The organism is Mycobacterium sp. DL99, from assembly GCF_004762045.1.
Taxonomy (GTDB): domain Bacteria; phylum Actinomycetota; class Actinomycetes; order Mycobacteriales; family Mycobacteriaceae; genus Mycobacterium.
Window position 1 is genome coordinate 1,996,500 of record NZ_SJOM01000007.1, and the last position, 14,378, is coordinate 2,010,877.

Below are 14,378 nucleotides of genomic sequence, written 5' to 3' on the forward strand. Positions count from 1 at the left end.
GTACGCCGCACCCGCTGCCCCCGCCGCCGGATGGCTGGCCGCCGCTGCTGCTATTGCACCGCAGCATAAGCGCCGCCCCGCCGCCGCGACTGGCGCGTCCGTGGATCGGAGCCCCTACTAGGTAGAGCTCCCATCACAGCCAAATGGCCACGGACCCGCAGTCAATCGGATCCGTGGCCAATTTTTTTGGGAGTCGTTCTCCACCCCCAGAAACCTGGTCGCAGATCCATCGAAAGACAGATCGCAACAAACTACGACCAGGAAGTAGGGGGATAAGCACATGTCCATTGCGATGACCGCTCCGGAGGTGAGCGTCGCGCCGTTGACATGCGAGGAGCGGCTGCCGGCGGTGCCGTGCCACATCGGGAATCCCGACCTGTGGTTCGCCGAGAGCCCAGTCGATCTGGAGCAGGCCAAGGCACTGTGCGCGGATTGCCCGATCCGCAACGCGTGCCTGGCCGCCGCGCTGGAACGACAGGAGCCGTGGGGCGTTTGGGGCGGCGAGATCCTCGACCGCGGAAGCATCGTGGCCCGTAAGCGGCCGCGTGGGCGTCCGCGTAAGAACGCCGCGGGTAACCCGGCCGCCGCGTGATACCTGAAGACACCGACGGCGCCGAGTGCGAGACACTCGGCGCCGTTCGGTCCTTCGGCGTGCAGCGAAATCCGTTGCGCTAGGCCGCTTCCTCGGCGAAACCCGGAACCAGTTCGGTGGCAATGGCTTTCACCGGCACATGGGCATCGAGCTGGCAGCACATCGCGATCGTCGAGGCGATCACACGCAGCGGGATGGCCAGGTTCGGCGGCAGGTCGAGCTGTCGGGCCGTCTTGATCTGGGCCACCCAGTTGTCCATCTGGCCGGCCGCCATCTTCTGGATCCACCGGCGGTTGTAATGGAAGACGTCGACCTCGATCGGCTCGACGTACTGGCGCAACATGTCGTCGACTTCCTCGATCGAAACCTGTTGTCCCTTCTGGATGAAACCGGCTTCCTCCATGGTGGGCAGCAGGTCGTCGTAGTTCTTGTCCCGGGCCAGCCGGATGCATTCGCCCAAGGAGGTCGGGAAGCCGTCGGGCAGCGGTGCGACCGCGCCGAAGTCGATGACGCCCATCCGCCCGTCGGGCAGCAGCATGAAATTCCCGGGGTGGGCATCGCCGTGCATCATCTGCAGCCGCTTGGGCGCGTCGAAGGTGAGTTCGGACAACCGGGTGCCCATCAGGTCGCGCTGTTCGGGGGTGCCCTCGCGGATGATCACCGACATCGGGATGCCATCCATCCATTCGGCGATGACGACCTTCGGTGCGCTGGCGACGATCGCTGGGACGCAGAAGTGCGGATCGTCGCGGTAAGCCTTGGCGAACGCACGCTGATTCTCGGCCTCAAGCCGGTAGTCCAGCTCCATGTCGGTGCGTTCGATCAACTCGTCGACGATGCCCTGGATGTCGATGCCGGGGGCCAGCTGCTTGAACACGCCGACCAGACGCTGGATCGTCTTGAGGTCGGCGCGCAGTGCTTCGTCGGCGCCGGGGTACTGGATCTTGACGGCCACCTCACGCCCGTCGGACCAGACCGCCTTGTGCACCTGACCGATGCTGGCCGAGGCCACCGGGGTGTCGTCGAACGAGGTGAACCGGTCGCGCCATTTGGTGCCGAGCTGCGCATCGAGCACTCGGTGCACCTTGGGGGCCGGCAGCGGCGGAGCTTCTCGCTGCAATTTGGTCAACGCCTCGCGATACGGCTTGCCGTACTGCTCGGGGATGGCCGCCTCCAGCACGGACAGCGCCTGGCCGACCTTCATCGCCCCGCCCTTGAGCTCCCCGAGCACGGCGAACAATTGTTGAGCGGCTTTGTCCATCAATTCGGCAGTGACTTCGTCCTTGGACTTGCCGGTCAGACGCTTGCCGAAGCCCAGCGCTGCCCGTCCCGCCATGCCGCCGGCCAGGCCGGCGAGCTTCGCATTCCGTGCGACGCTTCCCCGTTTGATGTCGGTCACCAGACCATCATCCATGACTCGGCCGCACCGCCCACACCCAACTGGCAACAATCGTTTTCAACATGGGCAGTCGGGGTGCCGGGACCAGCGCCGCGCGACGATCGAGTAGCCCTCGATATCGAGTTCGAGGGTGGTGTTCAGCGTCGGCGGTGCCTCGGGCGCCGGCTGGTCGTCACCGGTGTGCCCGACAGCCCGGATCACCAGGTCCACCTGGTGCATCGCCAACGCCGCGGTGGCGAGGATGGTCGCCCGGCCGGCACTGCCGACTGCGCCCCGGAGTTGGGTGGCCACGGCCGGCCACGCCGCATCGCGATCGGTGCGGTGCAGGTCGGCGCAATGCAGGCAACTCGTCAGCCCTGGGATCACCAGCGGCCCCACCAATCCGGCGCCATCGCGGACACACACCGACAGGTGGGCGATGCCGTCATGATGCAGGTCCTGCAGAAGCCGTGGGTCGGTGATCTGATCGTCGGCCAGCACCACCAGGTCAGTGGAGGCTGCCACGTTCCTGCTGTGCGGGTTCGTGCTCCGCCTCACCTTCGCGCCCGAACAGCGCAGGCCGTTGGCCAGTAGATCTGACAGGGGTCCACGGCCGTGGACGCGGATGGAGGCCGAGCGGGGCCGCCGAGAGCCCGCGCCCGCCGTCGTTGTGAGCATTCCCGTCTCGGTCAGCGCATCGAGCAGCTCATCGATGGCCGCGGTGTCACCGAATGATTCTGTGGCCGTGAGCAATTCGTCCCGGGTGGCCCCTGCCTGCAGTGTGCGCAGCAGTTCGGCCAGTTGTGGCTGGGTCATCCCGTCCGGGGGACGGACCAGCATCGCGCGCCGCGGGTCCCAGCCCAGCTGAACCGCCTCGTCGGGACGCAGCAGGATCGGCCTGCCTGCGGCGAGCACATAGCGCGACATGCGATGACTCTGCCACGGCGGCGCTGACCGCCGTTTCAGTTATCCACAGGCCGTGCGGGGGTCAATTGCCGCCGTCGCCACCTTTGTCGCGGCCCTCGCCCTGCTCCTTCTCCAGGTCGGCGATGGCCTGTTCGAAGGCACTGTCGAGGCCGCTGGTGTCGCCGCCGATCATCCGGTCGATGAAGCCGGCCGGCTCGTCGAGATCGGCCGCGCTCGGCAGCAGGTCGGGGTGCTGCCACACACCGTCTCGGGCGTCGGTGCCGACCGCTTCGGTCAGCCGCTCCCACAGCACCGCGGCCTCACGCATCTTGCGGGGGCGCAGTTCCAGGCCGACGAGCGTCGCGAAGGTCTGTTCGGCCGGCCCGCCGGTGGCGCGCCGCCTGCGCAGCGTCTCGGCCAGTGCCGAGGTGCCGGGGATGCGTTCGCCCAGTGCTGCGGTGACGACGGTCTGCACCCAGCCCTCGACCAGCGCGAGCAGGGTTTCCAGCCGCTCCAGGGCGGCTTCCTGCTCCGGGGTGGCTTTCGGTTCGAAGATGCCTTGGTTGAGCAGTTGCTCCATCTCCGACGGGTCGCCGAGGGAGGTGGGGTTGAAGCCGCGGGCGAAGTCTTCGATGCCGGTCATGTCGACCTTCATGCCCTTGGCGAAGGCCTCGACCGCACCGAGCAGCTGGCTGGACAGCCACGGCACGTGGCTGAACAGCCGATGATGCGCGGCCTCACGGGCGGCCAGGAAGGTCAGGATCTCGCTGCGCGGACGCTCCAGCCCCTCTGTCAGCGATTCGATCGCCTCGGGCATGAGGGCCGCGACGCCCTTGGGGCCCAGCGGCAGGCCGATATCGGTGGAGGTCAACACCTCGCGGGACAGCTTGCCCAGCGCCTGGCCCAGCTGGGAGCCGAACGCCATGCCGCCCATCTGCGACATCATCGCCAGCAGCGGACCGGCCATGCTCTTGGCCTCCTCGGGGAGCGCCGAGGCCCACACCGAGGAGATCTGCTCGGCCACCGGGTCACACAACCGCTTCCAGGTGTCCAGCGTGTTGTCCAGCCAGTCGCTGGGAGTCCACGCCACCGATCGGGTGGTGCCCGCGGGCAGCGGGGTGACCCCGTCGAGCCAGGTCTCGGCCAACCGCACCGCGTCGGCGACTGCGCCGGTGGTCTTTTCCGACACGGGGGCGACGAACCCGATCGAATTGGATGCCAGCTGCCGGGCCAGGTCGTAGTTCACCGGACCGGATTGTTTGCCGCCGGCCATCGCGTTGCCTGCGCCGCTGAACATCTCGCCGAGCTTGGTGAAGATCTGCCCGAGGTCGCCCATGTCGAAGTTGGCTCCGCCCATGCCGAAACCGAACGGATCCGAGCCCGGACCTGGTCCGGAGTTGCCGGAACCGGACCCCGAATCGGGGTCCTTCTTGTCTTTGTCTCGGTCGGGGTCATTCCCGGCGGAGAAGCCGAAGGGCAGGTCAGCCATACCCATAACGGTACTCATGCCCGGGTGCCCGGGTGTGGCTGTGGGTCACGCTGTGGGTGAACATGGCGGCAAAGGCTTTACTGTGGGCGGCGTGAACAGGCGGATTTTGACGCTGCTGGTTGCGCTGGTGCCGATCGTGGCGTTCGGCGTGCTGCTGTCGGTGGTGACGGTGCCCTTCGTCTCATTGGGTCCCGGTCCGACCTTCAACACCCTCGGGGAGGTCGAGGGCAAGCAGGTGGTCGACATCCACGGACCCGACGCTGACGTGCACCCCACCTCGGGGCATCTGAACATGACCACGGTGTCCCAGCGCGACGGCCTGACTCTGGGACAGGCGATGGCGTTGTGGATGTCGGGCCGTGAACAGCTGGTCCCGCGCGACCTGGTGTACCCGCCGGACAAGTCCAAGAACGAGATCGACGAGGCCAACAACTCCGACTTCAAGAAGTCCGAGGACAGCGCCGAGTACGCGGCGCTGTCCTTCCTGAAGTACCCGGTGGCGGTGACCGTGCAGAGCGTTACCGACCCCGGTCCTTCGGCGGGCAAGCTGCGCGACGGCGACGCGATCGACGGGGTGAACGGCATTCCGGTGGCCAACCTCGACGAGTTCCAGGCCATCTTGAAGAAGACCAAGCCGGGTGACCAGCTGGTGATCGACTTCCGCCGCAAGAATGCGCCGCCCGGGGTCGCGACCATCACGCTCGGCGACAACCCCGACCGGGACTACGGATTCCTCGGCGTCGGCGTGCTCGACGCCCCGTGGGCGCCGTTCGACATCGACTTCAACCTGGCCAACATCGGCGGCCCGTCGGCGGGGCTGATGTTCAGCCTGGCGGTCGTCGACAAGCTGACCACCGGTGACCTCAACGATGGCAAGTTCATCGCCGGCACCGGAACCATCACCGGCGACGGAAAGGTCGGGTCCATCGGCGGCATCACGCACAAGATGCAGGCCGCCAAGGAGGCCGGGGCAAGCGTGTTCCTGGTGCCCGCCGACAACTGCACCGAGGCGCGCTCGGCGCCCCAGGACGGCATGGATTTGGTGAAGGTGGACACGCTGACCCAGGCGGTCGACGCGTTGCACACGATTTCTGCCGGTGGCGAACCACCTCGCTGCTAGACCGCACGCAGCCCGTGGATGGCTAGAGTTATAGAAAATCGGGCGGCCCCATCGGGCATGTCACGAGTCCACCGAGGCTGAAACGGGAGTTCACGAGTGGGGATGCGGCCCGCGGCGAGGATGCCGAAGCTGACACGACGAAGTCGGGTGCTGATCGGCCTGGCACTGGTGGCGGTGCTGGCGTTGTTGATCGGACCTCGGGTGGTCGACGGCTACGTCGACTGGTTGTGGTTCGGCGAGTTGGGGTACCGGTCGGTGTTCACCACCGTGCTGGCGACCCGGCTCATCGTGTTCCTCGTGGTGGGGCTGCTCATCGGTGCGGTGGTGTTCGCCGGGCTGGCGTTGGCGTATCGCAGCCGTCCGGTGTTCGTCCCGGCCGCCGGCCCGAATGATCCGGTGGCGCGTTACCGCACCACGGTGCTGGCCCGGTTGCGGCTGTTCGGGATCGGGGTGCCGGTCTTCATCGGCCTGCTGGCCGGCGTGATCGCGCAGAGCTACTGGGTCCGGGTGCAGTTGTTCCTGCACGGCAGCGATTTCGGGATCACCGATCCGCAGTTCGGCCGGGATCTGGGCTTCTACGCGTTCGACCTGCCGTTCTACCGGCTGGTGCTGACGTACCTGTTCGTCGCGACCTTCCTGGCGTTCGTCGCGAATCTGCTGGGGCACTACGTGTTCGGCGGGATCCGGCTGACCGGTCGCAGCGGAGCGCTGAGCCGCGCCGCGCGCATCCAACTGATCAGCCTGGTCGGCTTCCTGATCCTGCTCAAGGCTCTCGCGTACTGGCTGGACCGCTACGAGCTGTTGAGCAACACCCGCACCGGCAAGCCGTTCACCGGTGCCGGCTACACCGACATCAACGCGGTGCTGCCCGCCAAGCTGATCCTGTTGGCCATCGCGCTGATCTGCGCGGTGGCGGTGTTCTCGGCGATCGTGCTGCGCGACTTGCGGATTCCGGCCATCGGTGTGGTGCTGTTGCTGCTGAGCTCGATGGTGGTGGGTGCGGGGTGGCCGCTGATCGTCGAGCAGTTCAGCGTCAAGCCGAACGCCGCGCAGAAGGAAAGCGAGTACATCAGCCGCAGTATCACCGCGACCAGGCAGGCCTACGGGCTCACCAACGACACGGTGACGTACCGCAATTACGAGAGCAACGGTCAGACGACGGCCGCGCAGGTGGCTGCGGACCGGGCGACCACGTCGAACATCCGGCTGCTGGATCCGACGATCGTCAGCCCCGCATTCACCCAGTTCCAGCAGGGCAAGAACTTCTACTTCTTCCCGGATCAGCTGGCCATCGACCGCTATGCCGGTCCTGACGGCGGTCTGCGCGACTTCGTGGTCGCCGCACGCGAACTCAACCCGGACCGGTTGATCGAGAACCAGCGCGACTGGATCAACCGGCACACCGTCTACACCCACGGCAACGGATTCATCGCGTCACCGGCCAACACGGTGCGCGGTATCGCCAACGACCCCAACCAGAACGGCGGTTACCCGGAGTTCCTCGCCAGCGTCGTCGGCGCCAACGGCAAGGTGGTCTCACCCGGACCGGCGCCGCTCGACCAGCCCCGGGTCTACTTCGGGCCGGTGATCGCCGATACCGCGGCCGACTACGCGATCGTCGGCAAGAACGGTGATGTCGACCGCGAGTACGACTACGAAACCAACACCGACACCAAGAACTACACGTACTCGGGCACCGGCGGTGTGTCGATCGGCAACTGGCTGGCCCGGACGGTGTTCGCCGCCAAGTTCGCCGAGCGGAACTTCCTGCTATCCAACGTGATCGGTGAGAACAGCAAGATTCTGTTCAACCGTGATCCGGCCCATCGGGTGGAAGCGGTGGCGCCGTGGCTGACCACCGACACCAGTGTGTACCCGGCGATCGTCAACAAGCGCATGGTCTGGATCGTCGACGGCTACACCACGCTGGACAACTACCCGTATTCGGAGCTGACCACGCTGTCGAGTGCGACGGCGGATTCCAACGAGGTGGCGGTCAACCGGCTGGCTCCCGACAAGCAGGTGTCCTACATCCGCAACTCGGTCAAGGCCACCGTCGACGCCTACGACGGCACCGTGACGCTGTACGCCCAGGACGAGCAGGATCCGGTGCTCAAGGCCTGGATGAGCGTGTTCCCCGGCACCGTCAAACCGAAGGCGGACATCTCCCCGGAGTTGCAGGCGCACCTGCGTTATCCCGAGGATCTGTTCAAGGTGCAGCGTTCCCTGCTGACCAAGTACCACGTCGACGATCCGGTGAAGTTCTTCACCAACGCCGATTTCTGGAACGTGCCGCTGGATCCCAACCCGACGGCAAGCAGCTATCAGCCGCCGTTCTACATCGTCGCCAAAGACCTCGTGAACAACGATGGTTCAGCGTCGTTCCAGTTGACCAGCGCGCTGAACTGGCTGCAGCGGGAATTCCTGGCCGCCTATGTCAGTGCCAGCTCGGATCCGTCGACCTACGGCAAGATCACCGTGCTCACCATTCCGGGTGAGGTCAAGGGTCCGAAACAGGCATTCAACGCGATAAGTACCGACACCGCCGTCACGCAGGACCTCGGTGTGATCGGACGCGACAACCTGAACCGAATCCGGTGGGGCAACCTGTTGACCCTGCCGGTGGCCGATGGCGGGTTGCTGTACGTGGCACCGGTTTATGCATCGCCGGGAACCAGTGACGCGGCGTCGACCTACCCACGCCTGATCCGGGTGGCCATGCTCTACGGCGACAAGGTCGGTTACGGTCCGACCGTCAGTGACGCGCTGACCGAACTGTTCGGCCCGGGGGCGGGTGCCACCGCCACCAATGTGGCTCCTACCGACGGCAAGCCGCAGGCTGCCGGTACTCCGGAAGCGCCGCCGGCCGCTCAGCCGCCGGTCAGTCCGGATGGTCAGGCGCCACAGGTCGTTGCGCCGCCGGCGGCGATCCCGCCCGGTCAGCCCATGCAGCTGTCGCCGGCCAAGGCCGCCGCGCTCAAGGACGTCGAGTCGGCGCTGTCGGAGGCGCAGGATGCGCAGCGCAGTGGTGACTTCGGCAAGTACGGGCAGGCGTTGCAGCGCTTGAACGATGCGATGAACAAGTTCAACTCGTCGAAGTAGCGGAGCGGATTGGCGCGTCGCCGGGCCGGTCCGGAGGGTGACAATGGGCCAGTAGTTCGGCGGACGGGGGGACTCGTGAGGTCGTGTCTGGCCGTGTTGTTGACCCTGCTGGTGGCGGCGGGGCTCACCGCTTGCCGGACCGGGGACCGCCGGTGGTCGGATGCGCCGTTCGCCGCCCCGATGAGGCCGGCGTTCGGCGCGCGGGTCACCGATGGCAAGCTGGAGATCTGGGTGCCGCCGGGCTGCGTCGGGGTGCGGTCGGTGGAGATCGGGTTTGGATTTGGCCCGAAGCTCGTGTTGACCGATACCTCCGGTACGGCGACTCTCGACCGGTTCACCGTCGGTGGACCCTATCCGGGTCTGACCGTGACGGAAGCGCCGCCGCCTGGCTTCGATTGGCGCACAGAGGAATATTTGTTTCTCAATGTGCAGTCCACGCCCGGGGGGTACCCCGCGACCGCTCGGACGGCCGAGGTCGTTGCCGGATCGAACAGTTACCCGGCCGACACCTTCTTCTTCGACGGCGTCGGTTGGCTAGATCCCGCGGGCGTCGCCGAGAAAGAAGGCAAGGAGTTCGCAGGGGTGTGCACGCCGCAAGAGAAATGAAGCGGGTGCTCGCCGGGTTGCGGTGCCGACAATTAAGCTGCGTCGGTGCACTTTCGTTTGCTCGGACCGCTGCAGGTAGTGCACGCCGGTGCGACCGTGGATGTCGGCGGACCCAAACAGCGCACGGTCTTGGCGCTGCTGTTGCTGGCGCACGGCCGGGTCGTCTCGGTCGACCGGCTGATCGACGCGGTGTGGGGTGATGATCCGCCGGCCAGCGCTAATGCGAGCCTTCAGGTGTACATCTCCAACTTGCGCAGGGCCCTGCGGGACGGTTCCCCGGTTGCTTCGCCGATCGTGCGTCAACCGCCGGGCTACTACCTTGATGTGCCTGCCGATGCCGTCGATGTCACGGTGTTCACCGCCGGATGCGCGCGGGCCGCGGCGGCCGCAGGCCAGGCAAGCTGGACAGAAGCACTGACAGTTGCCGATGAGACGTTGGCGCTGTGGCGGGGAGATCTGCTGAGCGATCTGGGGGATCAGCATTGGGTCACCCAGGATGCGGCACGTGTACGGGAGCTGCGCTCCGAATGTCTCGACCATCGGATCACGGCCCTGCTGGCATTGGGGCAGGTACCGGCGGCGGTATCTGCGGTTGCCGAACTGCGTTCGGCTGAACCGTTTTCCGATCGCGGTGTGTGGCTTCAGATGTTGGCGCAGTACCGGTCGGGCCGGGCTTCGGAGGCGTTGGAGATCTATGCCCGCTATGCCCGCCTGCTCGATGAGGACCTGGGTCTGACGCCGGGGGCCGAGCTTCGGGAGCTACAGACAGCCATACTGCGTCAGGCACCGGAACTCGCGGCCTGGCCCCGCTCCCCGGAGTGGTCGGGTGCCGGCGAGGTGCCCACCCCGGCGGCGTTTGTGGCCCAGGCCCCGGTACCGGATCCCGGCGGGGCCACGCTGATCGGGCGTGACCGTGAATTGAATGTCGCGGCAGAGCTTCTCGCCGAAGTGCGGGCGGGGGAGACGCGGTGGCTCGTGCTTTCCGGCCCGCCGGGGATCGGCAAGACCCGTCTGGCCGAGGAGATCGACCGTCGGTTCTACGGCGAAGCCGTCTGGGTGAGTTGCCCCGACGAGCAGGCGACCCCACCGTGGTGGCCCATGCGGCAACTCGTTCGGGGGTTGGGTGGTGACGCGGACGAGGTGCTCGAGGTGCCTGCGGACGCCGACCCCGACACGGCGCGGTTCCGGGTCTACGAACGGGTGCAGACTCTGCTGGAGTCGGCGCGCGGGCCGCTCATGGTCGTGATAGACGATGTGCAGTGGGCTGATTCGACATCGGCCGCCTGTTTGGCCTACATCGCCGGTGCATTGTGGGGCCATCCGGTCGCCGTGGTGCTCACGGTCCGCGATGGTGAACACATCACCGACGTCGCGCGCCTGCTCGCGACGGTGGCCCGCGGCTCCGGCAACCGGCAATTGGAGCTGGCCGCGCTGTCGTCCGAAGATGTTGCGGTACTGGCCAATCAGATCGCCGATGATTTCGTCGACGACGCCGAGGCGGGAGTGCTGGCCGAACGAACCGGCGGCAACCCCTTCTTCGTCTCCGAGTACGCCCGGCTGCCTCGGTCCGAACGCGGTGAGATCCCGGTTGCGGTGAAGTCGGTGCTGGAACGCCGGCTGGCCGGGTTGGGGCCCGAGGTGCTGGGGTTGATGCGAGTGGCCGCGGTGATCGGTGACACCATCGACGCCGACGCGGTGCCCGTGCTGGCCCGGGTGGCCGGGCTCGACTTCGACAGCCTCGCCGACCATCTCGACGTTGCGGCCGACGAGCGGATCGTGGTCAGCGCGCATGCCGGTGATGGTTATGCGTTCGCCCACGGGCTGCTGCGTGACCACCTGATCGCCGGCCTGCCGGCGATGCGCCGTCAGCGTCTGCATCTGCAGGTGGCGGACGCGTTGGCCGACAGTGCATCCGAGGAGGCGGTGACCCGGCGCGCCCAGCATCTGGTGGCGGCCCAACCGCTGGCCGATCCGCAGGAGGTGGTGGCGGCGTGCCGGTTGGCCGCAGAGCAGGCCACCCAACGGTGGAGTTCGGATATCGCGGCGCGGTGGTGGCAGGCGGCGCTCGATGCCTATAACCGGTTGCCGGGTTCCGCGCGCCACGATGCCGAGCGAGACGTGTTGACGGTGGCCATGCTCGACGCGTATTCGCGTGCGGGCCGGGGACGATTGGTGCTCGGTGCCGTCGAGCGAAACCTGGCTGATGCGTTGCGCAGCGAGCGGGCCGATACCGCCGGGAGGGTGGCCAGCGCGCTACTGCGGGCCAGTGGGGGATGGCCTTGGCTGGCGCCGGGGGAGGATCCGGGTCCGCTGCTGTCCTTGTTGGAGCAGGCCGCGAAGATGGCGTCCGCCCACCCGGCCGCCGGCGCGCGGGTGCTGGCGGCGCTGGCCGTAGGTTGCTGCTATCACCCGGACCCTGCGCTGGCGGCCGGATATCTGCAGCGGGCCGATCAGTTGGCCGACAGCACAGGCGATCCCGATGTCATCGCTGACACTCTGATGGGCCGGCTCATCACCTATTCCGGGGTGGCCGAGTTCAGTACCGCGACCTTCGACTGGATCGACCGGCTGAATTCTCTGCAGCACAGCAGGTCCCGTGAGGATGCCGTCATCGCCCACTCGGTGGCGACGATGGCGGCACTGAACCTGGGCGACATCGACCTGACCGAGCGGCATCTGCGTGCGGGTATCGCGGGTAGTGAGGAGCTGCAGCTTCCGGTGCTCCGGGCCCAATTGCGTTGGATGCAGTCGGTATTGGCGATCTGGCTGGGCGACTTCGCCGAGGCGCGAGCCCACCACGCCATCGCGGCGCGCGTGCACGAGCAGACTGAACTCTACGGCGCCGGAAGCGGTCTGCTGGCCGAGGCGACCTTGCTGCACGAGACAGGTGGGCCGGTCGAGGGGCTGACTGCCACGCAGGCCGGCATCGACAGCGGGGGGCAGGGGATGGAGGCGTTGGTGCGCACCGTTCTGCTCACGGCCGTCGAGGGCTCCAGGCGCGAGGCCGTCGAGCGCCTGGACGAGTGGCGTGCGGAACTCGGCCGGGGACAGGTGTGGACCGGGTTGGGGCAGGCCGCGTGGATGGCGCATCTTGCCGCCGACTACGGGTTGGCCGACTACGTGGGCGACCTGTTGGCGGTACTGGAGCCGTTCGCCGACCGCGTCGCCGTGCTCGGCCAGGTCGGGCATGCCGGGCCGGTGGCGTTGGCCACCGCCCGGCTGCACGCGCTCCGGGGCGATCGGGAGCGGGCCCTGGCGGATCTGGTCCGGGCCGAGGACATCGCCGATCGCACCGGGGCCAAGCCAACGAAACTGTGGTGTGCGCTGTTGCGGTGCCGGCTCGACCTCGAGATCGACGCAGACGGCCCGGCACCGCGCGCGGCGGCGCGCACGCTGGCCGCCGAGGCCGGGGCGCTGGGAATGCGCGGCCTGGCGACCCTCGCGCAACAGCTGGTCTGAACTGCGGCTTGTCCCCTTCTTGAACCGGTCGCCAAGTAGATGCCAAGTGGTCCCGGTGATGCTGTGCGCCGAGAATTTGCACGGATTTTTCGAGAGGATCCCGATGACCCTGACCGATCTCGCGCACGAGGGCCTGGACGACGCACTGGAGGGGCTACGCGCCCACGTCACCGCCCCTGTCGCGCTGCCGGGGGAGGCCGGCTATGAGCGGGCCACCCCGTGGAACGTGGCGGCCACCGTGGAGCCCGCCGCGGTGGTGTTGGCGACCTCCGCCTTCGACATCGCCAACACCGTGGGTTTCGCCGCTGCCCGGGGATACCGGGTGGGCGTGCAGGCCACCGGCCACGGTGCGCTGTCGGTCGCGTCCGACACGATCCTGGTGGTGACCTCCGGCATGACCGACGTCACCGTGGATCCGGTGGCCCGCACCGCACGGGTGGCGGCCGGGGCCACATGGCAGCAGGTGCTCGACGCAGCGGCTCCGCACGGCTTGGCCGGGCTGTGTGGTTCCTCGCCGGGGGTCGGCGTCGTGGGATTCCTGACCGGCGCGGGGATCGGGCCGTTGGTGCGCACCGTCGGGTTGTCGTCGGACTATGTGCGGTCCTTCGAGTTGGTCACCGGCGCAGGGGAGTTGCTGCGCGCGACCCCGGAGGAGAACGCCGAACTGTTCTGGGGTCTGCGCGGCGGGAAGTCGACGTTGGGCATCGTCACCGCCGTCGAGATCGAATTGCTGCCGATCTCCGAGTTCTACGGCGGCGCGGTGTATTTCGACGGCGCGGATGCCGCGGCGGTGCTGCGTGAGTGGGCCCGCTGGTGTGCTGACCTGCCCGAGTCCGTCTCGACTTCCCTTGCGCTGCTACAGCTGCCACCGCTGCCCGGCATTCCCGAGCCACTCGCCGGCCGGTTCACCGTCGCGGTGCGCTACACCGCCCTCGGCGACTTCGTCGAGGCTGAACGACTCCTGGCGCCGATGCGTGCGGTCGCCACCCCGGTGCTCGACACCGTCGCGGTGATGCCGTACGCCGCAATCGGTGCCGTACATGCCGATCCGGTCGATCCGATGCCGACCTACGAACACCACACATTGTTGCGCGAACTGACCGCGGAGACGGTTGAGGTGCTGCTGGGGGCGGCCGGGCCGGATTCGGGCTCGGTGCAGACGATCGTCGAAGTTCGGATGCTCGGTGGGGCTTTGGCACGTGAGGCACAACACCGCAGCGCGTTCTGCCATCGTGACGCCGCGTTCGCCGTGACCGTCATCGGGGTCCTGGCGCCTCCGGTCGCCGAACTGGTGGTGCCGCAGGCCGGCGCGCTGATCGTGGCGCTGTCGGAATGGTCCAGCGGCGGCCAGCTCCCCAACTTCGCGCCTTCCGAGGACGCGGGGCGGGCCGTGCGGGTCTACGACGAGGAGACCCGGCACTGGCTGGCCGCGCTGGCCGAGCGTCACGACCCGGCGGGCGTGTTCCGATGTGGTCAGGTGGTGCGTTTCATGGCCTGACCCTGGGCCGGAATATCGACCGAATTCGGCCAAAAACCGCCTCTGAGCAGACGATTTGGAGGTCTTCGTGAGACCCCGGTAATCTTGTATTTGCAACGCGGGGTGGAGCAGCTCGGTAGCTCGCTGGGCTCATAACCCAGAGGTCGCAGGTTCGAATCCTGTCCCCGCTACTAAGAGGAAATGGCCCTCGGAGATTACCTCCGGGGGCCATTTTCTATGGCTCGTCGA

At 67.4% G+C, this 14,378-nt stretch carries 9 protein-coding genes and 1 tRNA gene; 7 read left to right on the plus strand and 3 right to left on the minus strand.

The features are described 5' to 3' along the window. Window positions 1-280: 280 nt before the first annotated feature. A complete protein-coding gene (locus EYZ64_RS10060; protein WP_135453310.1) occupies window positions 281-592 on the plus strand; it encodes a WhiB family transcriptional regulator in 312 nt (103 codons plus the stop codon). Window positions 593-671: 79 nt separating this feature from the next. Here the strand turns inward: EYZ64_RS10060 and EYZ64_RS10065 are convergent, their stop codons facing one another. The 3 genes from EYZ64_RS10065 to EYZ64_RS10075 form a co-directional block, all read right to left on the minus strand. Further along, window positions 672-2,006 (minus strand): macrolide-binding ATPase MABP-1, encoded by a 1,335-nt coding sequence (locus EYZ64_RS10065; RefSeq protein ID WP_167857773.1) that lies wholly within the window; start codon window positions 2,004-2,006, stop codon window positions 672-674. Window positions 2,007-2,048: 42 nt separating this feature from the next. Next, window positions 2,049-2,897, minus strand: a complete 849-nt coding sequence (locus EYZ64_RS10070; RefSeq protein WP_135453312.1) for a cyclodehydratase — start codon at window positions 2,895-2,897, stop codon at window positions 2,049-2,051. Window positions 2,898-2,958: 61 nt separating this feature from the next. Then, window positions 2,959-4,365 (minus strand): zinc-dependent metalloprotease, encoded by a 1,407-nt coding sequence (locus tag EYZ64_RS10075; RefSeq protein WP_135453313.1) that lies wholly within the window; start codon window positions 4,363-4,365, stop codon window positions 2,959-2,961. Between the two features lie 91 nt (window positions 4,366-4,456). Between EYZ64_RS10075 and EYZ64_RS10080 the strand changes: the two genes are divergently transcribed. From EYZ64_RS10080 to EYZ64_RS10105, 6 genes are all read left to right on the plus strand, one after another. Then, the gene (locus EYZ64_RS10080) at window positions 4,457-5,485 is read left to right on the plus strand and encodes a YlbL family protein (RefSeq protein ID WP_167857774.1); all 1,029 of its coding nucleotides are present in this window, start codon (window positions 4,457-4,459) and stop codon (window positions 5,483-5,485) included. A 96-nt stretch (window positions 5,486-5,581) separates the two neighbouring features. Further along, entirely contained in the window at window positions 5,582-8,587 is a 3,006-nt protein-coding gene (locus tag EYZ64_RS10085; protein ID WP_135453314.1) for a UPF0182 family protein, read from the plus strand. Between the two features lie 93 nt (window positions 8,588-8,680). Further along, window positions 8,681-9,193 (plus strand): hypothetical protein, encoded by a 513-nt coding sequence (locus EYZ64_RS10090; protein ID WP_286174725.1) that lies wholly within the window; start codon window positions 8,681-8,683, stop codon window positions 9,191-9,193. A 45-nt stretch (window positions 9,194-9,238) separates the two neighbouring features. Then, the gene (locus EYZ64_RS10095) at window positions 9,239-12,652 is read left to right on the plus strand and encodes an ATP-binding protein (protein WP_286174726.1); all 3,414 of its coding nucleotides are present in this window, start codon (window positions 9,239-9,241) and stop codon (window positions 12,650-12,652) included. 103 nt (window positions 12,653-12,755) lie between these two features. Next, window positions 12,756-14,150 carry an FAD-binding oxidoreductase gene (locus EYZ64_RS10100; protein WP_135453316.1) on the plus strand — a complete coding sequence of 465 codons (1,395 nt, stop codon included), beginning with the start codon at window positions 12,756-12,758 and terminating at the stop codon, window positions 14,148-14,150. A gap of 96 nt (window positions 14,151-14,246) precedes the next feature. Next, a tRNA-Met gene (locus EYZ64_RS10105) sits at window positions 14,247-14,320 on the plus strand. The last annotated feature ends 58 nt before the right edge of the window (window positions 14,321-14,378 follow it).

Coding starts and splice junctions, on each gene's coding strand:
- EYZ64_RS10060 (WP_135453310.1), top strand. CDS start 281: ATGTCCATTGCGATGACCGCTCCGGAGGTGAGCGTCGCGCCGTTGACA.
- EYZ64_RS10065 (WP_167857773.1), bottom strand. CDS start 2,006: ATGGATGATGGTCTGGTGACCGACATCAAACGGGGAAGCGTCGCACGG.
- EYZ64_RS10070 (WP_135453312.1), bottom strand. CDS start 2,897: ATGTCGCGCTATGTGCTCGCCGCAGGCAGGCCGATCCTGCTGCGTCCC.
- EYZ64_RS10075 (WP_135453313.1), bottom strand. CDS start 4,365: ATGGCTGACCTGCCCTTCGGCTTCTCCGCCGGGAATGACCCCGACCGA.
- EYZ64_RS10100 (WP_135453316.1), top strand. CDS start 12,756: ATGACCCTGACCGATCTCGCGCACGAGGGCCTGGACGACGCACTGGAG.